The sequence below is a fragment of the Burkholderiales bacterium genome, from assembly GCA_036262035.1.
Classification (GTDB): Bacteria; Pseudomonadota; Gammaproteobacteria; order Burkholderiales; family SG8-41; genus JAQGMV01.
Genome location: DATAJS010000022.1, coordinates 44,966 through 66,682, shown reverse-complemented (window position 1 = coordinate 66,682; position 21,717 = coordinate 44,966). Strand labels below are relative to the sequence as shown.

Genomic DNA, 21,717 nt, shown 5'->3' with positions numbered 1-21,717 from the left:
GTTCTTCACGTAGTCGGCGTGGCCCGGGCAGTCGACGTGGGCGTAGTGGCGGTTGGCCGTCTCGTATTCGACGTGCGACGTATTGATCGTGATCCCGCGCGCCTTCTCTTCCGGCGCCGCGTCGATCTGGTCATACGCCTTCGCCTCGCCCCCGAACTTCTTCGCCAGCACCAGCGTGATCGCCGCCGTCAGCGTCGTCTTTCCATGATCGACGTGACCTATCGTGCCCACGTTCACGTGCGGCTTGGTCCGCTCGAATTTGCCCTTGGCCATATCTGTGTGTCCTTGATCAGTTTTGTGAGTCTGTTTTGGCCGTTGCCGTTACTGCGTCATCATTGAAGCTGCTGGTGCCCATGGCGTGGATTGAACACGCGACCTCTCCCTTACCAAGGGAGTGCTCTGCCACTGAGCTACATGGGCCTGAATGTTTACATCCTGCTGCGCGTCGCTTGACCGCGTTCGTGTCGCCGAGTACTGGAGCGGGTGAAGGGAATCGAACCCTCGTCGTAAGCTTGGAAGGCTTCTGCTCTACCATTGAGCTACACCCGCCTTGGTACTCGGAAGCGCGACTCCTGCGCATTTATTTGCGTAATTCGCCCGCAAATCGGTTGGTGGAGGGGGAAGGATTCGAACCTTCGAAGGCAGAGCCGTCAGATTTACAGTCTGATCCCTTTGACCGCTCGGGAACCCCTCCGGACGAAACCGGGCATTATCTGGAAAATTCGTTTTGCTGTCAAACAACTTACGGGCACTGGCACGAAGCATGCCGAAAGCGCGGGCCGGGTCGTTGACGGCAGGCGCAAAGAGGGCTCGGGCCATGCCGGATTCGTGGGAAGCCGTCAGGATACCACCGTTTCAGGGCGAAATACGCACCATTCACGCCCTGCGCGACGATCCCGCGCGGACGCGACACTCCACCGGATGTCAAACCTGATCGAAACCCTGCGCGCCGCGCTCAATCCCCGGGCCGTCGCCGTCGTCGGCGCCTCCGCCGACCCCGCCAAGTTCGGTGGACGCGTGATGCGCTTCCTGCTCAAGCACGGCTACGAAGGCCGGATCGTGCCCGTCAACCCCTCGGGCGCCGAAATCCTCGGGATACCCAGCGTCAAAGATGTCCGAGAAGCCGGCGGCGCGATCGACGTCGCGCTGCTCGCGGCGCCGTCGCAGCAGCTGGCCGCCGCCGTCGAGCAATGCGGCGCCGCCGGGGTTCGGTGCTGCGTCGTCATCACCGCCGACTTCGCCGAGCTCGGCGAGGAAGGCGCGGCGAGAGAGCGCGAGCTCGTCGGCATCGCGCGCCGCCACGGCATGCGCCTCATCGGCCCGAACTGCCTCGGCTTCATCAACCCCGGAGCCAAGCTCGCGCTGACGTCTTCGGTCGCGCTGTCGCAGGGCGACATGCCGCGCGGCGCGATCGGCCTCATCAGCCAGTCGGGATCGATGATGGCGTCGATGATCTCCCATGCGGCCGACTGCGGCGCCGGCTTCTCCGCGTGTGTCACCGTCGGCAACCAGGCCGACCTCGAGATCTGCGACTTCATCGAATACTTCGTCGAGGACGATGCCACGCGCGCGATCTGCGTGTACGTCGAAGGGCTGAAGGATGCGCGGCGCTTCCTCGCGCTGGCGCAGCGCTGTCGCGAAGCGGGCAAGCCGCTGCTCGCGGTGAAAGCCGGCAGCAGCGACGCGGGCTCTCATATCGCGCGCTCTCACACCGCGAGTCTCGCGGGATCGCACGCCGCATGGAAAGCCGCGTGCGCGCAAACCGGCGTGATCACGGTCGACGATCCGGAAGCGATGATCGACTGCGCTCGCTTTCTCGTGAGCTTTCCGCGCATCGGCGGCAGCGCGGTCGCGGTGATCTCGCCTTCGGGCGGAACCATCGCGGTCACAGCCGATCGCGTCGCCGCCGCCGGGCTTACGCTCGCGCAGCCGACGCCCGCGACGTGCGAGGCGCTGCGTGCGCTCGTGCCGGAACCGCGGCCCTTCAATCCGCTCGACGTCGGCGGCCTGCCGCGCGAGCGCGGCGTCTCAGCCGCCGAAGACGCACAGGCGCTGCTGTCGGCCGATCCGAACGTCGGTGTGGTGCTCATCGTCGTCGCGACGACCCCGCAGCTCGAAGAGAAAGTGCGGCGCTGGGGCGCGGCCGCGCTCGCGAGCGGTAAGCCGACGGTCATCCTCTTCACCCCCGGACGACTGGTCGACGGCGCCCGCGCCGCGTTGCGCGAGATCGGCTGTCCCTACGCCGATCGCATGGACGACGCGCTGCGAGTGGTTCGCGCCGCGATCGACTATCGCGCAGCGGCCGCCGCACCGCCCGAGCGCCCGTCGGCGCCCGACTGGCTCGCGCATGTCGACAGGACGAAAATACGTGCGGGGCAGCTCACCGAAAGCGAAGCGAAAGCGCTCGTGCGCGTCGCCGGTATCGCGAGTCCCGAAGAGGCGCTCGCAGCGGATGCCGATGCCGCGGTGCAGGCGGCCGAGCGCATCGGGTATCCGGTCGTGCTGAAGGGCGTCAGCCGCGACGTCGTGCACAAGAGCGATGTGGGCGCGGTCAAGCTCGGGCTGCGCGATAGCGACGCCGTTCGCGCCGCTTACGCGCAGATCGAAGCGAGCGTGCGCCGACACGGAACGTTCGAAGGCTGCTCGGTGCAGCGGATGATCGCAGGCGGCGTCGAGATGATCGTCGGCGCACGGCACGACGCGCAGTTCGGTCCGGTCGTGCTCGTCGGCGCGGGCGGCGTGTTCGTCGAAGTTCTGAAAGACACCGCCGTCGCGCTCGCGCCGCTCACGCGCGATCGCGCACGCGAGCTCGTTCGGTCCCTGCGCATCTGGCCCCTGCTCGACGGCGCGCGAGGACGGCCGCGGCTCGCCGTCGATGCGCTCGCCGACGCGATCGTGAACGTGAGCTGGCTCGCGCATGCCCTCGGCCCTGCGCTCGTCGAGCTCGATCTCAATCCCCTGCTCGTGCAGGAAAACGGCGTGATCGCGCTGGATGCGCGTGCGACCGTAGTAAAGACGTGACGAGGAAACACCATGGCTGATACGCCGCTGACGTACGAATCGAAAGACGGTATCGCCGTCATTACCCTGAACCGACCCGAGAAGCGCAACGCGATCAACAACGACATGGCGCTCGCGCTGCGGGACGCGTGGTTCAGGCTCAACGAGAGCGACGATCGGGTCGGCGTCATCACGCACGCCGGCGCCCATTTCACCGGAGGCGCCGACATCAAAGGGCCGCCCGAGGATTTCCCCGCATGCGTCCCGAACGTCGGCGTGGAGCTCGAGAAACCGCTCATCGCGGCGGTCGGCGGATGGGTCGTCGGCGGCGGCGTGGTCGTCGTGCAGATGTGCGATCTGTGCGTCGCCGCGGACGATGCGCGCTTCATGTTTCCCGAGGCCAAAGTCGGATTCACCGGCGCGGTGGTCGCGGGCCTGGCCGCGAAGATTCCGCACAAGGTGGCGATGGAGCTCATGCTCCTCGGGGAGGAGATCGGCGCACGGCGCATGTACGAAGTAGGCTTCGTCAACAAGCTCGCGCGTCCCGGCGAGCAGCTCGAAGCCGCGCTCGCCTACGCGCGGCGTCTCGCGGAGAACGCGCCGCTCGTGCTCGGCGTGCTGCGCGAGTTCGTCTCGCACGTGATTCCGCGAGGACCTTCGGAGCTCGCGGCCTACGGCCGGCTCGCGATCGCGGGCGTGCGCAAGAGCGAAGATGCGAAGGAAGGGGTCGCGGCGTTCAAGGAAAAGCGCAAGCCGCGCTTCCGCGGCCGATGAGCTACGACCCGCTCACCGCGCGCACGCCCGGCACGGGGCTCGACTACGCGCCGTCGTACTGGGCCGCCACCGCGGGCGACGTCCCGCCCGACGACGGTGCGCTGGCGGGCTCACACGATGTCGAGGTCGCGATCATCGGCGGTGGCTACACCGGTTTATCGTGCGCCTATCACCTCGCGCGCGAACGCGGCATACGCGCGACGGTGCTCGAAGCGAACAAGCCCGGCTGGGGCTGCAGCGGCCGCAACGGCGGTTTCGCACGCGCGGCGATCGGCCGCCACTCGTGGGGCAAGGTGATCGAGAAATTTGGGCGGGACGCGGCGCGGGCGGTATTCGGCGAAGCGCTCGCCGCTGTCGACAACGTGCGCGCGATGATCGACCAAGGCGACATCGCATGCGATGCCCTGGAAGCGGGCCACCTCAAGATCGCGCACCGCGCCAGCCGCGCGCCGGGGTTGAAGCGCGAAGCGGAGCTGCTGCAGCGCGAGTTCGAGTACCCGGCGGAATTCGTCGAAGCCGACGAGCTGCGCGAGCGCCACTTCGCGGGCCCCGAAGCACACGGTGCGCTCCGATTCCCCGATGCGGTCGCCGTGCATCCGCTCAAGCTCGCGCTCGGCGTGCTGCGCATGGCGCGCGACGCGGGCGCGAAGGTGCACAGCGCGTCGCCGGTGATCTCGTGGACGCGCGAAGGCGCGACGCACGTGCTCGCGACGCCGAACGGGAGCGTGCGCGCGAAAACCGTCGTCGTCGCGACGAACGGCTACACGCCCGAGCATCTGCACCCGGCGCTGCGCGGCACGACGCTCCCCGTGCTGTCGCACATCGTGGTGACGCGTCCGATGACGCGGGAAGAAAAACAGCAAGGCGGCTTCGTGACGAGCCACGTGCTGACCGACACGCGCAATCTCCTGTACTACTGGCGGCGCCTGCCCGACGATCGCATCCTCTTCGGCGGGCGCGGCAAGATCGTGGAAACGACCGATGGCCAGGCTGCGCAGCGCGAAGCGCTGCTCGACGGGCTGAAGCAGAAGGTGCCCGCGCTGCGCGACATCACCGCGGACTACGACTGGTGGGGTTGGGTGTGTCTGACGCCCGACTTCCTGCCGCACGTCTCGCGCGCGGCGGACGATGCAAGCGTTCACTACGCGATCGGCTACCAGGGCAGCGGCGTGTCGTATGCGCTATACGCAGGCAAACGGCTCGCCGCGGCGATCGCGCACGAGCCGATGTCGACGCTGCCGGTGAGCGGCGAGCTGCCGCGATTTCCGCTGGCGTCGTTCAGACGTCTCGGCCAGCGCCTCGCGTATCAATGGTATCGATACGCCGATAACCGGGATTGATGGACGCGAGCATCACTCGCTCGCCTTGATCCCCGCCGCCTGGATCGCCTTGGCCGCGCGCGCCCTGTCGTTCTTCATGAACGCCGCGAACTCTTCGGGCGTTCCCGAGAACACGTCGAAACCGAGCGCGACCAGCCGGTCCTTGAGATCGGGGCTCGCCAGCGCCGCTACGATTTCCTTGTTCAGCTTATCGATGATCGCACGCGGCGTGCCGGCCCGCGTCACCACGCCGAACCACGTTCCGGCGGCGTAGCCTTTGAGGCCCGCTTCACCCGTCGACGGCAGATCGGGCCAGTTCGGATGGCGTTTGTCCGATCCGATCGCCAGCACCTTCAGCTTGCCCGCTTTCCAGTGCGAGACGAGCGTGCCGATGCCTGTGATCACGAACTGCACTTCGCCGGTCAGCACGGCGGTCGCGGCGGGACCCGAGCCTTTGTAGGGCACGTGCAGGAGCTTGATGCCCGCCATCGATTCGAGCAGCGCGCCCGCGACGTGGTTGCTCGAGGCGTTTCCGGGCGTCGAATACTTGATCGTTCCCGGTTTTGCTTTGGCGAGCGCGATCAGCTCGGAAATGTTGTTCGCGGGCACCGACGGGTGCGCCGCGATGACGAACGGCACGTAGACGGCGGAGCTGATCGGCGCGAAATCGCGCACCGCATCGTAAGGCAGCTTCGGATAGACCTGCGGATTGATCGACATCGTCGTCGCGGTCGTGAGCAGCAGCGTGTAACCGTCGGGCGCCGCTTTCGCCACGGCTTCCGCGCCGATGATCGTGCTCGCGCCGCCGCGGTTGTCGACGACGACCTGCTGTCCGAACCGTTCCGACAGCTTCGCGCCGATGCCGCGCGCGACGATGTCGGTGGTGCCCCCCGGCGGATACGGCACGACGAATCGTATCGGTCGGGTGGGATAAGCCTGCTCGGCCGCATCAGCACACGTTACGAAGCCGACCGCGGTAATACACGCAGCCACAAGCGCCTTTTTTTCCCTGTTCAACTCGGTCTCCTCTCTTTTTTACGCGACACCGCGGTGCGGCAAGCGTCATTATGGAGCGAATCGCGCATGACAAATGGGTTCCTGTCTGTTGTTTTGACGATACAGACCGCCTGAAACGGGAAAAAAGCTTGAAAGCCGATGTTGTACAAACACGACGAACGCGGTACAAGGCTCTGAAGGGACCAATTTGCCGCACATCTTCCTTCTGCCCGATACCGGAAGAGCGGTTAATCGTTGTATGACGCAAAGACGCATCGTGCGTTAGAGGGAGACGAACCGAAAAACGAGGTTCTTGACGTGCCGAAGCTCTAACGGCGCGCTTGTGCGCGGCAAAAGACACGTGTAGCTGCTTGTTTTTCCGAATGTCCGAAGCCGCGCAGGGGGGATGGATACGACCTGGTACGCTGTTTGAATACAGCAGGCGAGAGCATCTCAGCGCGGAGGGCAAGAATGTCGAACCGTTCGGAAGAATCAGAGCGCCATGGCGACTTTGTAAAGAGTCTGGTCGCCTTCACCCAGCAGCATCGAGCGGCCCACTGGTCCGGCACTTTCGCGGACTTTCTCGAACAGATCCTGCCGTCCAATTCCCGCTCGGTCACCCGGACCAGCCACCAGTACATGTGGGACATGATCCGCTGGCAGGGGGTCGAAGAGGGTGCCAACGGGAAATCGCGCTACAACCTCTTTTCCGACGATCTTTTCGGCATCGACGACGAGCTCGAGCGGCTCGCCGACTATTTCCGCGCTGCCAGTGCGGGTTCTGAGGTCGGGCGGCGCCTCCTGCTGCTGCTCGGACCGCCCGCGGGCGGCAAATCGAGCATAGTTATATTGCTCAAGCGCGCCCTCGAAGAGTACAGCCACACCGACGAAGGCGCTATTTACTCGATTCAGGGTTGCCCGGTGCACGAATCGCCCCTGCACCTCGTGCCTTACACGCTGCGGCCCAAGTTCCGTGAGACCTACGGGGTCGAGATCACCGGCGACCTCTGCCCGATGTGCCGCGCGCGCCTCGAAGGGCAGGAGGCCGCCGAGGAAGGCGAAAGCACCTCCGCCACCATCGGCGATTTCATGAAGATGCCGGTCGAGCGCATCTTCATTTCCGAAGCCGGGCGCATGGGTATCGGCACCTATGCCCCGCACGACCCGACGACGGCCGATATCGCCGACCTCGTAGGCTCGGTCGACCTGTCGAAAGTCGCCACCTTCGGCGACGAAGGCGACCCGCGGGCGTGGTCCTGGTCGGGCGCGGTGTATGCCGCGAGCCGCGGCATGCTCGAGATGATCGAGATCCTCAAGGTCAAGCGCGAGTTCCTGTATCTGCTCCTCACGCTCACCCAGGAAAAGAACGTCAAGGTGTCGCGCTTCCCGCTGATCCACCTCGACGAGACGATTCTCGCGCACACCAACCTGGCCGAGTTCCGCAAGTTCCTCCAGGAGAGCGAGAACGAAGCGCTGCTCGACCGGATGGTCATCATCCAGGTCCCGTACACCCTCAATTTCAACGACGAAGCACGCATTTACCAGAAGCTGATCTCGAACGCGCCCGCCTTTTCCGAGGTCCACCTGGATCCGCACGTGCTGCACACCGCGGCGGTGTTCGCCATCCTCACCCGCCTGCACGAAGGCGAGAACGAGTCCGACGCCTCGAAGAAAGTGCGCGTGCACGCCGGCGAAGAAGCCGAGGGTATCAGCCGCGCCGAAGCCGAGCGCATCCGCGCGCGCATGCCCGACGAAGCGCTGACCGGCATCTCGCCGCGGTTCGTCATCAACGCGCTGTCGAACGCGATCGTCCAGAGCTCGGCCAAGAGCCTGACGACGATGGACGTGCTGCTCGGATTGAAGGACGCGATCGAATCGGACGCGCGCATCGACCCGAAGAAAAAGCGCAAGTGGGTCGACTTCCTCGTCATCGCCCGTAAGGATTTCTACAACAAGTGGGTGAAGGAAGACGTCCACAAAGCCCTTTTCGTGTCTTTCGAGCAGGAAGCGCAGGACCTGCTCGACAAATACCTCGACGAAGTGGAGGCGACGCTCGACAACCGGCTGATCAAGGACCCGATCACCGGCGAGGAGCGCAAGCCCGACGAGCGTTTCCTGCGGTCGGTCGAAGAGAAGATCGACGTCTCGGATTCCGGGAAGCAGTCCTTCCGGCAGGAAATCGTCAGGAAGGCGATGGGCGCGTTCAAGCGCGGCGACAAATTTACGCTCAACAGCCACGCACTTTTGCACGACGCCATAGGTCAATACTTATTCGAGCAGCGCCGCGACGTGCTGCGGCTGGTGAGCTCGGCCGCGCGCCCCGACGAAGAGGCCAAGCAGAAGATTTCGGTGGTCGAAAAGCGGCTGGTGGAGGAATACGGCTACGACGCGCACAGCGCCCGCGAGGCACTGAACTACGTGACGACGCTGCTCGCGCAGGAATAGGAGATACCGCCATGTCGGTCTTACCGTCAGTCTCAGGCCTGACGCCCAGGCGTTGCGGTACGCATTTATGACTGTCTACCGAAGGCCCCCACCCTCACGCTGGCAGCAACCGCTGCGCATCTCGACTGAAGTCGGCTGGTACGATCTCTTTTCCCGCGGTGCGCGCGACTGGCTGCGCCACAACGAGAAGGTGCGGGAATCGGTCGAGAAGAGCCTTCCGAACCTTGTCGCCGGTCCCGACGTGCTGAGCGGCGGCGGCGGCGGCACCGTGCTCGTGCCGGTGAAGCTGGCGGAGCACGCACGCTTCCGCTTGCGCGATCCCGACAGCGAGACGGGTGTCGGCCAGGGCGCCGGCGAAGCGGGCCAGGTGCTCAAGCCCGGCCAGCCGCAGCAAGGCGAGCAGCAGGGCAGTGAGGCCGGCAGCGGCCAAGGCGATCTTCAGTTCGTCCTCGAGCTCAAGGTCGAGGACGTGCTCGACTGGCTGTGGGAGGAGCTCAAGCTCCCCGATCTCAAACCCAAGCCCTCGGCCCGCGAGCAGGACGAGGAGTATGTCCGAGAAGGTTGGGACAAGCGCGGCGTACGCTCGCGCCTGGACCGGCGCCGCACCGTCAAGCAGGCGATCCGCCGCCGGGCCATCCAGCAGGATCCCGCGCCTTTCACCGACGACGACTTGCGCTTCCGGCAATTGAAGCGCCGCGAGCGCCCGGCGACGAACGCCGCGGTCATCTTCGCGCTGGACGTGTCGGGCAGCATGGGCGAAACCGAGCGCCAGCTCGCCAAGACCTTCTTCTTCTTCGCGCTGCAGGGCATCCGCCGCCAGTACGCGAAAGTCGAAGTGGCGTTTCTCGCGCATTCGGCCGAAGCGTGGGAATTCAACGAGTCTCAGTTCTTCCAGACGAGCGGCACCGGCGGCACGGTGTCCTCGACCGTCTTCAAGCTCGCCAAGGACGTGATCAAGGAGCGCTACGACCCGGCGCAATACAACGTCTACGTCTTCTACGCCTCGGATGGCGAAAACCTCGTCGACGACCGCGAGCTCGCGAGCGAGGCGCTGCGCGAGTGCTGCCAGGGCATCAACTACGGCGGATTCATCGAGATCCGCCCGGCGTACGGCATCTCCCCCGAGACCGAGCTCGCCGGCATCTTCTCCCGCATGCAGCGCGAGAACCTGCCGCTCGGCATGGCGCGGGTGACGAGCCGCGAAGACGTGTGGAACGCGCTGCGTCAGTTCTTCCAGGAGCAGGTGCAGCGCGCGGAAGCCGCGACATGAGCCTCACGCAATCGGACATGAACGAGCGCCTGCAGGATTACGGCAAGCGCATCGAAACGCTCGCGAAGTCGCTGGGATTGTCGTACCACCCGGTCGACTTCGAGCTCGTCCCGAACAACTTCATGAACGAAGTGGCGATCTACGGCCTGCCCATCCGCATGCCGCACTGGTCGTTCGGGGTGCGTTACATCCACCAGCTCATCCGGCAGTCGATGGGCCACTCGCGGATCTTCGAAGTGATGTTCCCGGGCAATCCGTGCCACGGCTACCTGGTGAACACCAACACGCTCGCCGAGAACACGCTCGTCACCGCGCACGTCCTGGGCCATGCCGATTTCGCGAAGAACAACCACCTCTTCGCGCGCTTCGCCGAGATGTCGGGAACGAACATCGTCGAGCATGCTGCGGCGCAGGCGCACCGCATCGAGCAGGCGGTGAAGGCCTACGGCCACCAGCGCGTCGAAGCGATGCTCGATTGCGCCCTGGCGCTCGAGCCTCACGTCGATCTCAACCAGGAGCTGCACCGGCAGCCGTATCCCAAGGAGCGTAAGCCCGCTCCGACGTCGCGGCCGGGACCCGACGACCCGTTCTCCAACCGCTTCCGCAATCTGCCCGGCGAGACCGAGCGCGTGCAGGAATCGGGCGAGCATAAGACCACGCCCTTCCCGCCCCACCCGGAGCACGACCTGCTGTGGTTCATCGCGCAGTACGGACCCGAGCTCGAGGACTGGGAGCGCGACGTATTTCTCGCGGTGCGACACGAGTCGTTCTACTTCTACCCGGTCTTCGCGTGCAACATCATGAACGAAGGCTGGGCGACGTACTGGCACGCCCGCCTGCTGCGCGAAGCCGATTTCCTGCCGGAGGATCTCTACCTCGACGCGGTGACGTGTCACTCGAACGTCGTGCGGCCTTTCGCCGGGGAGCAGCAGGCGGCGCTCGCGATCAATCCCTACCACGTCGGCTTTTCGATGTGGGAATGCATCGTCGAGAAGCTCGGGCTCGAGCGCGCGCAGGAGATCCGGCGCGACGAGGACGATTTCGGCTTCATCCGCAACTTCCTGGATCCGGAGCTCGCTGAAAAGCTCGGGCTCTTCGTCTACGAAGCGAAGGTGGACGAAGGCATCAAGGTCGCCAATCGCGACATCAACAAGATCCGCGAAGCGATCCTTCAGCCCAAGTTCAACTATGGCGCGCCGCGGATCTCGGTCGGCGAGATGAAGCAGGACGGCACGCTGGTGCTGGTCCACGACTTTGAGGCCGACGGCCGCGGCCTCGACCTCGAGCGCGCCGCGCGGGTGGTGCAGTACGTCCACCGCGCCTGGCGCCGGCCGGTGCTGCTGCAGACCGTCGACAGCCGCGGCTCACCTCACGAGCTGCGTTCCAGCGCCCAGTAACGGTCGTCATTCCCGAACCGCGAGAGCGGGACTGTCGGGAATCCATTGTCGGTCAACGTCAAAATGGATTCCCGCCTTCGCGGGAATGACGAATCCTCCTAGAGCTTCGACGTTCTTCCGGGCGGCCAGAGCTTCGGGCTCGCGCGCTGGTACTGCGGCGGGTATTTCGCTTCCGCGCCGAGCGCGACCGCGGCGTGCTGCGGCCAGCGCGGATCGAAGAGCAGGCCTCGCGCAAGCGAGACGAAATCGGCTTTGCCGCTCGCCACGATCTCTTCGGCCTGTTTCGGGTCGGTGATGAGGCCGACCGCCCCTGTCGTCATGCCGGACTCGCGCCGCACGCGCTCGGCGTACGGCACCTGGTAGCCCGGCCCCGTCGGCACCTTGGCGTCGAGCACCACGCCGCCTCCGGAAACGGTCACGTAATCGAGGCCGACGCGTTTGAGCTCGCGCGCGTAGACCACCGCGTCGTCGCCGGTCCAGCCGTGTTCGGCGAAATCGGTCCCGGAGATCTTCGCGCCGAGCGCGCGGTCGCGCGGCCAAGCTTCGCGGACCGCCGCCGCGACTTCGAGCGGGAAGCGCATGCGATTCTCGAGATTGCCTCCGTACGTGTCTTCACGGCGGTTGGAGAGCGGCGACAGGAATTCGGACAGCAGGTAACCGTGCGTGGAGTGCAGCTCGACGAAATCGAGCCCGAGGCGCAGCGCGCGCCTGGCCGAATCGACGAACGCGTCGCGCACCGAGACCATCATGCCGCGGTCCATCGCCCGCGGCGCCGGCCAGCCTTGCGCGAGCGGGATCGCCGAAGGCGCGATCGTCAGCCATTCGTCCTCGCCTTCGAGCGGACCGCGGCCCTCCCACGGGCGCTCGGCCGAGGCCTTGCGGCCCGCATGGCCGAGCTGTATGCCGAGCCGGATGTCCGACACGCTGCGCACGAAGTCGATGACGCGCTTCATGGACGCTTCGTTGGCGTCGGAATACAGACCGGTGCAGCCGTGCGTGATGCGCCCCTCGGGGGTCACGCCGGTCGCTTCGATGACGAGCATGGCCGCCCCCGACAGCGCGAGGCCGCCGAGGTGCTGCAGATGCCAGTCGGTCATGGAGCCGTCGACGGCGCTGTACTGACACATCGGCGCGACGCTGATGCGGTTCGCAAGAGTCATCGGTCCCACCGCCAGCGGCTCGAACAGCTTGCTCATCCACCCTCCTTGTTTGGGTCAGACCCCGGCTTCATCGGGGTCTGACCCCGGTTTGAACCGAAACTACCCGAAATACCCGATGACGCGCCACCACAGGTAATCCAGCGGCAGCAGCACCAGGAAGCTCCCGAGCGTGAGCGGCACGGATATCCGCAGCACCTCACGCAGCCTCAACCCCGCGACCTGCGCCCCGACCATCATCGGCGGGACCTGATACGGAAAGATCGCGGTCGTGAAGCCGAGCACAGCGGTCATCAGCACCGCCTTGAGCGGCCAACCGGCGGCTTCCGCGAAAGAGCCCGCGAGCGGCGCGAGCAGCGCAGGCTGCGCGACGTTGGTCACGACCATCCCGGTCGCGGTCGACAGCAGCACCAGTACGCCGAAGTTCGTCGCATCGTGTCCGCGCTCGAGCGACAGGCCCTGCTGCAGCGCTTCGCCCAGCGCCCGGCTCAGACCGGTCTCCACCATGATCGCACCCAGGCCGAGTATCGACGCGATATAGAAGAAGGGCGTGAGCTTCACGCGCTCGGTGAAGCTCGCCACCGGCATCACGCCGATGCGCGGCATCATCGTCGCGACGCCCGCGCCCAGGCCGACCCAGCCGGGATGCACGCCGTGGACGAAGTCGGTCGCCCATAGCAGCACCGCGCACCCGAGTATGACCGCGAGCCGCTTCTCCTTCCCGCTCATCGGCACACGCACCTCGTCGGCGGGCGCCGCACGCGTTTCGTCCGGGAAAAGCTGCCAGACCACGGCCACGATCATGAGCGCCTTCAGCACACCCATCACCGGAAGCTGCACGAGCAGCCATTCGCCGTAGATGAACGTCGTCCTGTACAGCGTCTCGGCCGCGCCCGCGAGCACGAGGTTGGGCGCGTTCGCCGGCAGGAAAGCGGTGCCGACCTGGTAGTTCGTCATGATCACCGCGAGCGCCACGCCGGCATAGCCGCGGCTGCCCGGCTTCAGCCCCAGCCGCTGCGCGAGCGCGCCCATGATCGGGAGGAGCAGCAGGATGCGGCTGATCGTCGCCGGCATGACGATGCATAGAAGCGTGCTCACCAGCGCCACGGCCGCGATCAGCGTGCGATAGCTCATCGCACGGCCGCCCACGAGAAGCCGCGCGAAGCGCAGCCCCAGGCCGGTGACGTTCACCGCCTCGGCGACGATCAATCCGCCCAGCACCAGCCACAGCGTTCCGGACGCGAAGCCGGAGAACACGACGTGCGCCGGCGCGATCGCGAACACCATCGCGAGCAGGAAGAACAGCAGCGCGACGATATATTCGGGCAGCGCACCCAGCGCCCACAGGCCGACGACGAGCAGCGACAGCGCGCCGGCGTGCATCGTCTGCGCGGTGTAGCCGGCGGGCGGCGGAAGAAAAAAGATGACCGCGGCGGCGGCGACGAGCAGCGCCGCCGCGGGTGTGACGAAGGTCTTCAGGACGCCTCGGGCTCAGTGGATCTCGGGATCCGGCGTCGGCTCGCCCGCGTGCAGGAAATCGAAGTCGCAGCCCTTGTCCGCCTGCGTGATGTGCCTGGCGAAGAGCGCGCCGTAGCCGCGGGTGAAGCGCGGCTTGGGCGGCGTCCACGCCGCGCGCCGTCGTGCGAGCTCCGCCTCGCTCACCTTGAGCTCGAGCTTGCGCGCTTCGACGTCGAGCTCGATCACGTCGCCGTCCTGCACGAAGGCGAGCGGCCCGCCGACGTACGACTCGGGCGCGACGTGCAGCACGCAGGTGCCGTACGAGGTCCCGCTCATGCGCGCGTCCGAGATGCGCACCATGTCGCGCACGCCTTTCTTCAGCAGCTTCTTGGGTATGGGAAGCTGCCCCCACTCCGGCATGCCGGGACCGCCCAGCGGGCCGCCGTTCTTGAGCACCAGCACCGAGTTCTCGTCGACGTCGAGCGATTCGTCGTCGATGCGCGCGTTCATGTCGTTGTAGTCCGCGAACACGACCGCCTTGCCGGTGTGCTTCAGCAGATGCGGCTCGGCGGCGGTCGGCTTGATGATCGCGCCGTCGGGCGCGAGGTTGCCGCGCAGCACCGCGAGCCCGCCGGTCTCCGACAGCGGCTTGTCGCGCGTGCGGATCACGTCGTCGTTGTAGATCTGCGCGGCGGCGATGTTCTCGCCGAGCGTCTTGCCGTTCACCGTGCGTGCGTCGAGCTTGAGCTTGGCGCCGAGCTCCTTCTGCAGCGCGCGCAGCCCGCCGGCGTAATAGAAATCCTCCATGAGGTACTTGTCGCCCGCCGGACGGATGTTCGCGAGCACGGGCGTGGTCCGCGCGAGCTCGTCGAAGCGGTCGGCGGAAAGCTCGATGCCGGCGCGGCCCGCGATCGCGGTGAGATGGATGATCGCGTTGGTCGATCCGGAGAGCGCGTGGATCACCGTGATCGCGTTGTCGACCGAATCGCGCGTGACGACGTCGGAAGGCTTGAGGTCCTCCCACACCATCTCGACGATGCGCCGGCCGCTGTGCTCCGCCATGCGGGGGTGGTTCGCGTCCGCCGCAGGAATCGAAGCCGCGCCCGGCAACGTGAGGCCGAGCGTCTCCGCAACCGAGGTCATCGTCGAGGCCGTGCCCATCACCATGCAGTGGCCGAACGAGCGCGCGATGCCTTCCTCGACTTCCTCCCAGTCGCGCTCGGTGATGTTGCCGGCACGCAGCTCGGCCCAGTATTTCCACGTGTCGGTGCCCGAGCCGAGGGTCCGGCCTTTCCAGTTGCCGCGCAGCATCGGCCCCGCCGGCATGTAGATCGCCGGGAGGTTCATGCTGATCGCGCCCATCAGGAGGCCGGGCGTCGTCTTGTCGCAGCCGCCCATGAGCACCGCGCCGTCGACCGGATGCGCGCGCAGCAGCTCCTCGGTCTCCATCGCGAGGAAGTTGCGGTACATCATCGACGAGGGTTTCACGTAAGTCTCGGACACCGAGTGCGCCGGCAGCTCGACGGGGAAACCGCCGGCCTGCCACACGCCGCGCTTCACCTCCTCGACCCGCTGCGCGAAATGGGCGTGGCAGGGATTGAGATCGCTCCAGGTGTTGATGATCGCGATCACCGGCTTGCCGCTGAAGTCCTCGCGCGTGTAACCCATCTGCAGTGCACGCGAGCGATGGCCGAAAGAGCGCAGATCCTTAACGCCGAACGACTTGTAGCTGCGCAAATCCTCGCGGCGCTTGCGTTGCGTCATGGGCTTCCTCCTCTTTTGGGCGGATGATTCTGAAGGATCGGTTATTCTACTGCACACAACTAAGACAGCATCGGAGGAGGCTTCATGAGCAAGAGTCTGTACGCCGCTGCATTAGTCACCTGCGCTGCGATCGCCTGCCCGGCGCACGCGCAAGCGCCTTACCCTTCCAAACCGATACGCCTCATCGTGCCGTACGCGCCCGGCGGCTCGACCGACGTCATCCTGCGCATCCTCTCGCAGCGCATGACCGAGAACCTCGGCCAGCAGGTCGTCGTCGACAACCGGCCCGGCGCCGCGTCGACGATCGGCCTGGAGATCGTCGCGAAATCGCCGCCCGACGGCTACACCGTGGGCGCGAACAACATCGCGTTCGGCGCGAACCCGTCGATCTACAGGAAGATGCCGTTCGACACCGAGAAGGACCTGCTTCCGGTGAGTCTCATCTCGATCGTCACGCTGGTGGTGGCGGTGCATCCGTCGGTCCCCGCGCGCTCGATCAAGCAGCTCATCGCACTGGCGAAGTCGAAGCCGGGCGCGCTCACCTACGGCTCGGCCGGCAGCGGCAGCGCGAACCATCTCGCGACCGCGCGCTTCGAGCACATGGCGGGCGTGAAGATGACCCACGTCCCTTATAAAGGCGGCGGTCCCGCAGTCGTGGCGCTGGTCGGCGGCGAGACGAGCCTGCTCTTCGCGACCATCCCTTCGTCCATCCAGCACTTCAAGACCGGCCGGCTGATCCCGCTCGCGGTGAGCTCCGCCAAGCGCAACGGCGCCCTGCCCGACCTGCCGACGGTCGCCGAAGCCGGTGTCCCCGGTTACGAAGCGATCGAATGGATCGGTCTCGTCGTCCCCGCCGGCACGCCGCAGAACGTCATCCGTACGCTCTATCAGTCGAGCGCCAAAGCCGCGCAAGGCGCCGACGTCAAAGAGAAAGTTGCCGCGCTCGGCGCCGATCTGGTGAACAGCACGCCCGAAGAGTTCGACCAGTTCATCAAGCGCGAGCTCTCGGTCTGGTCCAAGGTGGTGAAAGAGGTCGGCATCAAGATCGACTGAAACGCATGACCACTGCGCGTGCCAGCGGACGGCCGGACGCTTCAACGTTTCCGGCTCCGCTCGCGCCCGAGCGCGCGCCCGAGCAGCCGCCGCTCCTCGACGCGTCGCCGCTGCCCATGACCGCCGCGGTCGCGAGCCTCGCGCTCGGCGGAGCGGAGCGCATCGTGCTCGACTGGGCCGAGCGCAGCGCCGCGCGCCATCGCGTGCGGCTCATCGTGCTGCGCGATGCACAGCCGGAATGGCTCGTGCCCGAGAACGTCGAAGTCGTCCGCTTGCACGGCGTCGACGTCGTTGCGCGTCTGGAAGCGCTCGGCGCCGAAGCGCTGCGCGACGGCAACCCGGTCATCGTCTGTCACCTCCTGCTCGCGGCCGAGCGTGCCGCGCTCGCGCGCGGGGGTGCGCAGTGCCTGACGGTGCTGCACAACGCCGCCGAAGGCTGGCTCGAGCCTGCATCGGCGCTCGCGCACCGCGCGCACGCGATCGCCGTCTCGCGTGCGGCGGCACGGGAGATACAACGCGAGCGCAGCGACCTCGCGTGCTCGGTGATCCATCACGTGCCGCGCTCCCCCGCGCTGCGAGCCGAAGCGCGCGCCTCCTTTCGCTCGCGCTGGGCGATACCCGCCGACGCGATCGCGATCGGCATGATCGGGGGCGTGAAGCCGCAGAAGGCGTATACGCGGGCGCTGCGCATCTTCGCCGCATTGCTCGCTCGCCGTGACGCGCATCTCGTCATCGTCGGCGGCCCGACCGGGCGCGACGGCGCGCTCGCGTGGCACGCGATGGTCGCGCAGGCCGCGCGCCTCGGGCTCGAAGCGCGTGTCCGGCTCGCGGGTCACGTACCGCACGCCGCGCGCTGTCTCGCGGCGTTCGATCTGCTGCTCAACACCAGCCGCTACGAAGGCTTGTCGATCGCGAGCCTCGAAGCGCTGGCCGCGGGGCTGCCGGTCGTCGCGAGCGCGGTCGGCGGACAGGGCGAGCTCGACGCGCCGGGCTTGAGCCGCATCGCGTTCGACGCGAGCGATTCGGAATGGGCCGCAGGCATCGACCGCGCGCTCGCGACACATCCCGCGTTGCCGGCGTGGCGCGGCTTTCCGAGCGACCGGCTGTGGACGCTGTTCCACATCGCGCGGCCGGTGCGCGACCGGCGCGGCGTGCTCTTCGTCACCGCGAACCTGAACGCAGGCGGCGCGCAGCGCTCGCTCGCGAACCTCACGACCGCGCTGAGCGCCGCACTCACCCTCGAAGTCGCGGTGTGCGGCAACTCGTCGAGCGCGGCGTTCGCGCGCGCGCTTGCAGCCGAAGGCGTGATCGTGCATCGAACCGCCGACTCGCGCGACTGCTTCGATCATGCGGAAGCGATCGTGCGGCGCGTGGTCGAGCGGCGCTTCGCGATCGTGTGCTGCTGGAACATGGATCCCAAGGTAAAGCTGCTGCTCGCGAAAGCGCTCGGTCCGGTCGGGATCAGGCTCGTCGACGTCTCCCCCGGCGGTTACAGCTTCGAGGAGATGCGCGCCACGCAAGCGTTTCAGGCGTGCATCGCCTTCGACGAGAACGAGTACGACGCAGCGCTCGATCGCCTCGTCGTCAAATACCATGACGCCGCGCGGCGCAGCGCGGTCGTGATCCCCAACGGCGTGGCGCTGCCGCCGCGGGCGCCGCGCGCTTCGAGCCGCGCCCCACGCGTCGTGGTGAGCGGCCGCATCGCGCCCAGCAAGTTCCTGCTCGAGATCGTCGCCGCGATGCGCCTTTTGTGGCGCGCGCATCCGCAGTCCGAGCTGCACGTGCTCGGCTGTGCCGAGCCGCGTCATGCGCAATATGCCGAAGCGGTCATCGAGGCGATCGGCGCCGATCTGGACGCGCGCGTGTTCCTGCACGGAGCCGGCGAGGACGCCCCGCGTCGCCTCGCCGACTTCGACATCGCGCTGGTGCTCGGCGAGCACCAGGGCTCGCCGAACGCGGTGCTCGAAGCGCTTGCGGCGGGGTTGCCGGCCGTCGCCAACGATTCCGGCGGTACGCGCGAGCTCGTGATCGACGGGCGCACCGGCGTGCTGCTGCGTGGGAGAGACCCGCAGGACATCGCAGCCGCGCTCGGGCGCCTCGTCGATGCACCCGAGCTTGCACGGCGGCTCGGGCATGCCGGCCGCCGTCACGTCGAGCGGCATTTCTCGATGCCGCGCATGGCGAAGTCCTATCTAAAACTTTTTGCTTCGCTGGGGGAACGATCATGATGAAACTGCGCCTGCAGGTCCCGCCCGACCGCGAAGGCACCGCCGCGGCGACGCTCAATGTCGGCACCCTGAAGATCGCGACGGGCGAAGCCGCCGCCACGGCGCATCCGCTCGTCGCGAAGAAGCTCGGCAACGCCGATTGCGATCCGCTGCGCGTTGGGGGGCATCCGCCGTTCGGCGCCTATCGCTTCGTCGCGACCCGAGCGCTGGAAGGCGAACAGCGCGCCGAGTACGGAAGCCATGCGCTCGTGTTCGAGCCGGTCTCGGGACAGGCGCTCGAAGCCGAGAGCTTCGGCCGCCTGGGGCTGCTGGTACACGGCGGAGGGCCCGGCAAGGACGGGCGCCTGCGCAAAACACAAGGCGGCGTGCGGCTCAGCGACGCCCTGCTCGAGCGCGTCATGACGACGTTCATACCGACCATGGATTTCGTGCTCGAGCTTGCCCCGGTGAAACCCGCGGCATGGTGGGCGTTCTGGAGAGCGTCGGTTCGCACTCACCCGCTCTCGCCCGAGCCGCCGGGCCTCATCAACGCGCCGCTCGACGAGCACACGCTGGTGCAGGCGATGCTCGCCAACGCCCCGCGACGGCCGCGGCGAACGGCGGACGACTACGACCGGCGCGACGACGACCGCTGGCGCGACCGCGACCGCGACAGCTCGAGCTCCGGCTCGTCGGGCGACACCTTCAGGGGCGGCGGCGGCGAGTCCGGCGGCGCCGGCGCGAGCGGACGCTGGGATGCGCCCTCCGGCGTCGACCAGGCCGGCCGGATCGCCGCGGGCGTCGCGGCAGGTGCGGCGATCGCCGGCATCGCCGCTGCAGCCGCCGCGCACGACGCGCGCTCCGATGCGGGGTCGATGACCGACACCGGCCAGGGCACGGCGTACTGATTCTTTTGTGTTTAAATGCGCCGCGATATCGAAAAGGAGTCCTCAGTGAAGCTCGCATTCCCCGCGTGGCAGATCCCGACACTGCCCATCGTCGGCAGCGATGAGCGCTTTCCGGTGCGCCGTGCGTTCTGCATGGGCCTGAACTATCTCGATCACAAGAAAGAGATGGGCATCACGGGCGACGTGCCGCCATTCGTGTTCACCAAGGCGGTCAATCACGTCGTGCCGTGTGAAGCCGGCGAGACGACCGCCATCGGCTATCCGACGAAGACCGGCAATTACCAATGGGAGTGCGAATACACGGTCGCGATCGGCAAGCGCGGCTCGCGCATCGCTGCGCAGAACGCGTATGAACACGTTTTCGGTTATGCGGTAGGCCTCGACCTCACGCGCCGGGACCTGCAGCTCTGGTGCAAGGACGCGGGGCTGCCGTGGGAGATCGGCAAGGACGTCGAGCAGTCCGGTCCGGTGGGGCCGATCACGCCGGCGTCGAAGATGGGCCATCCGACCAGCGCGCCGCTGTGGTTGAAGTGCAACGGGGAGAGCAAGCAGACGTCGAACATCGACCGGTTGATCCTCGGCGTGCCGGGGATCATCGCCTGGCTCTCGGAGTACTACACGCTCGAGCCCGGCGACATCGTCCTCACGGGAACGCCCGCGGGCATCGGCCCGACCAAACCGGGCGACATCATCGAAGCGGGCGTGGGCGATCTCACGCCGCTCAGGCTGCGCGTAACGGAATAGGAAGAACGATGTCGTACAACGGTCACTGGATCATGCAGTTCCCGGGCAACTTCAACTGGTCGAACGCCGCGCTCGTGACCAAAGGGATGGCGCCCTACGGCGCGGTCGCGCTGGGCGAGATCGACGACGTGTGCGAGCGCCTCGCCAGACGGCAGGGCGAGCCGGACGCGTGGGAGGAAGAATGGTGCCGCATGGCCGCGCGGCTCGAGCACGCGGGCGACGCGTGCGAAGCCAAAGGCCACCGCATGAGCGCGGGCAACTACTACCTGCGCGCGGGCATGTACTACTTCACCGGCGAGCGCTTCATCTATCCGGGCAAGCGCAAGCGCGAAGTCGGCGCGAAGTCGATCGACCTCCAGACCAAGGGACTGCTGCGCCGCTATCCGAACATCGAGCGCGTCGAAGTGCCGTTCGAGGGCGGGCGCAACCTGCCGGCGCTCTTCATGAAAGCGCCGGGCGCCGCGAAGGCGCCGACCGTCGTCGTGTTCGACGGCATGGACAACTGCAAGGAGATGAGCGTCCTCTTCAACGGCCTGGAGTTCGCGGCGCGCGGCTGGAACACGCTCGCGATCGACGGGCCCGGACAGGGCGAATCGCTGCGGCTGCGCGAGATGTATGCGCGCCACGACTACGAAGCCGCGGGCAGGGCCGCTTACGACTGGGTCGCGGAGCGTCCCGAAGTCGATCCTTCGAAAGTGGTCGTCATGGGCTACAGCTTCGGCGGCTACTACGCGGCCCGCGTCGCGGGATTCGAGCAGCGCTACGCCGCGGGCGTGGCTTTCGCGGCGCTGCATTGGGACCTGGCCGGGTGGCAGCGCGAGATCAAGCGGCGGCTGGAGACCGATCCGAAGAACACCGCCCAGTCGGCTTTCCATTTCCGCTGGATCATGGGACATATCGACGACGCCGACGCGGCGATCGCCAAAGCCGAGAAGTTCTCGCTCGCCGACGTGGCGCCGAAGATCGAGATGCCTTTCCTCATCGTGCACGCCGACGAAGACAAGGTCGTGCCGGTCGCCTCGGCGTACACGCTCTACGAGGCGCTGGGCTCGGAGCGCAAGCATCTCAAGATCCTGACCGCGGAAGACGGCAGCGTCTATCATGCGCAGGCCGATAACCGGCAGGTCGGGGTGGATTACATTGCGGACTGGATCGAAGATACGGTCGTGAAGCGGTGACCGATGAAGCGGTGGCGGGTGAAGCGGTGACGTGAAACGGTGAGAGG

Annotated in this window: 16 protein-coding genes and 3 tRNA genes; 11 read left to right on the top strand and 8 right to left on the bottom strand. The window is 66.8% G+C overall.

Annotation, left to right across the window (positions count from 1 at the left end; all coding sequences use genetic code 11):
* The 4 genes from VHP37_23845 to VHP37_23830 all read right to left on the bottom strand — a co-directional run.
* Positions 1-273, bottom strand: a 273-nt coding sequence (locus tag VHP37_23845; protein ID HEX2829401.1) for a GTP-binding protein, incomplete at its 3' end; no start/stop codon positions are given.
* Positions 274-345: 72 nt separating this feature from the next.
* A tRNA-Thr gene (locus tag VHP37_23840) sits at positions 346-420 on the bottom strand.
* A 55-nt stretch (positions 421-475) separates the two neighbouring features.
* Positions 476-549, bottom strand: a tRNA-Gly gene (locus VHP37_23835).
* A gap of 60 nt (positions 550-609) precedes the next feature.
* A tRNA-Tyr gene (locus tag VHP37_23830) sits at positions 610-694 on the bottom strand.
* 227 nt (positions 695-921) lie between these two features.
* Here VHP37_23830 and VHP37_23825 point away from each other — a divergent pair.
* Genes VHP37_23825 through VHP37_23815 form a run of 3 tightly spaced genes read left to right on the top strand, consistent with a single transcriptional unit; the run spans position 922 to position 5,114 of the window.
* Complete coding sequence (locus VHP37_23825; GenBank protein HEX2829400.1) at positions 922-3,021, top strand: acetate--CoA ligase family protein; 2,100 nt, start codon at positions 922-924, stop codon at positions 3,019-3,021.
* 12 nt (positions 3,022-3,033) lie between these two features.
* Positions 3,034-3,774: an enoyl-CoA hydratase-related protein gene (locus VHP37_23820; GenBank protein ID HEX2829399.1), complete on the top strand. Its 741-nt coding sequence runs from the start codon at positions 3,034-3,036 to the stop codon at positions 3,772-3,774.
* Positions 3,771-5,114, top strand: coding sequence for an FAD-binding oxidoreductase (locus tag VHP37_23815; protein ID HEX2829398.1), 1,344 nt, complete (start codon positions 3,771-3,773; stop codon positions 5,112-5,114). Before VHP37_23820 ends, VHP37_23815 begins: the two co-directional genes overlap by 4 nt.
* A gap of 12 nt (positions 5,115-5,126) precedes the next feature.
* Here the strand turns inward: VHP37_23815 and VHP37_23810 are convergent, their stop codons facing one another.
* A complete protein-coding gene (locus tag VHP37_23810; protein HEX2829397.1) occupies positions 5,127-6,110 on the bottom strand; it encodes a tripartite tricarboxylate transporter substrate binding protein in 984 nt (327 codons plus the stop codon).
* Positions 6,111-6,560: 450 nt separating this feature from the next.
* Between VHP37_23810 and VHP37_23805 the strand changes: the two genes are divergently transcribed.
* The 3 genes from VHP37_23805 (at position 6,561) to VHP37_23795 (ending at position 11,201) form a co-directional block, all read left to right on the top strand.
* Entirely contained in the window at positions 6,561-8,534 is a 1,974-nt protein-coding gene (locus tag VHP37_23805; protein HEX2829396.1) for a serine protein kinase, read from the top strand.
* 67 nt (positions 8,535-8,601) lie between these two features.
* Positions 8,602-9,804: a DUF444 family protein gene (locus VHP37_23800; protein ID HEX2829395.1), complete on the top strand. Its 1,203-nt coding sequence runs from the start codon at positions 8,602-8,604 to the stop codon at positions 9,802-9,804.
* Positions 9,801-11,201 (top strand): SpoVR family protein, encoded by a 1,401-nt coding sequence (locus VHP37_23795; GenBank protein HEX2829394.1) that lies wholly within the window; start codon positions 9,801-9,803, stop codon positions 11,199-11,201. Before VHP37_23800 ends, VHP37_23795 begins: the two co-directional genes overlap by 4 nt.
* A gap of 98 nt (positions 11,202-11,299) precedes the next feature.
* Here VHP37_23795 and VHP37_23790 read toward each other — a convergent pair whose 3' ends face one another.
* The 3 genes from VHP37_23790 to araD all read right to left on the bottom strand — a co-directional run bounded on the left by VHP37_23790 (position 11,300) and on the right by araD (position 15,580).
* Positions 11,300-12,397 carry an NADH:flavin oxidoreductase/NADH oxidase gene (locus tag VHP37_23790; protein ID HEX2829393.1) on the bottom strand — a complete coding sequence of 366 codons (1,098 nt, stop codon included), beginning with the start codon at positions 12,395-12,397 and terminating at the stop codon, positions 11,300-11,302.
* A gap of 63 nt (positions 12,398-12,460) precedes the next feature.
* Entirely contained in the window at positions 12,461-13,807 is a 1,347-nt protein-coding gene (locus VHP37_23785; GenBank protein ID HEX2829392.1) for an SLC13 family permease, read from the bottom strand.
* 42 nt (positions 13,808-13,849) lie between these two features.
* Positions 13,850-15,580, bottom strand: coding sequence for an L-arabinonate dehydratase (araD, locus tag VHP37_23780; protein ID HEX2829391.1), 1,731 nt, complete (start codon positions 15,578-15,580; stop codon positions 13,850-13,852).
* Positions 15,581-15,664: 84 nt separating this feature from the next.
* On the opposite strand from araD, the gene VHP37_23775 reads away from it, so the two are divergent.
* Genes VHP37_23775 through VHP37_23755 form a run of 5 tightly spaced genes read left to right on the top strand, consistent with a single transcriptional unit; the run spans position 15,665 to position 21,670 of the window.
* Positions 15,665-16,633, top strand: coding sequence for a tripartite tricarboxylate transporter substrate binding protein (locus tag VHP37_23775; GenBank protein HEX2829390.1), 969 nt, complete (start codon positions 15,665-15,667; stop codon positions 16,631-16,633).
* Between the two features lie 5 nt (positions 16,634-16,638).
* Positions 16,639-18,861: a glycosyltransferase gene (locus VHP37_23770; GenBank protein ID HEX2829389.1), complete on the top strand. Its 2,223-nt coding sequence runs from the start codon at positions 16,639-16,641 to the stop codon at positions 18,859-18,861.
* Positions 18,858-19,748: a hypothetical protein gene (locus VHP37_23765; protein ID HEX2829388.1), complete on the top strand. Its 891-nt coding sequence runs from the start codon at positions 18,858-18,860 to the stop codon at positions 19,746-19,748. The genes VHP37_23770 and VHP37_23765 overlap by 4 nt, the downstream gene beginning before the upstream one ends.
* 45 nt (positions 19,749-19,793) lie before the next feature.
* Complete coding sequence (locus VHP37_23760; protein HEX2829387.1) at positions 19,794-20,492, top strand: fumarylacetoacetate hydrolase family protein; 699 nt, start codon at positions 19,794-19,796, stop codon at positions 20,490-20,492.
* Between the two features lie 8 nt (positions 20,493-20,500).
* Positions 20,501-21,670: an alpha/beta fold hydrolase gene (locus tag VHP37_23755; GenBank protein HEX2829386.1), complete on the top strand. Its 1,170-nt coding sequence runs from the start codon at positions 20,501-20,503 to the stop codon at positions 21,668-21,670.
* Positions 21,671-21,717 lie beyond the last annotated feature (47 nt).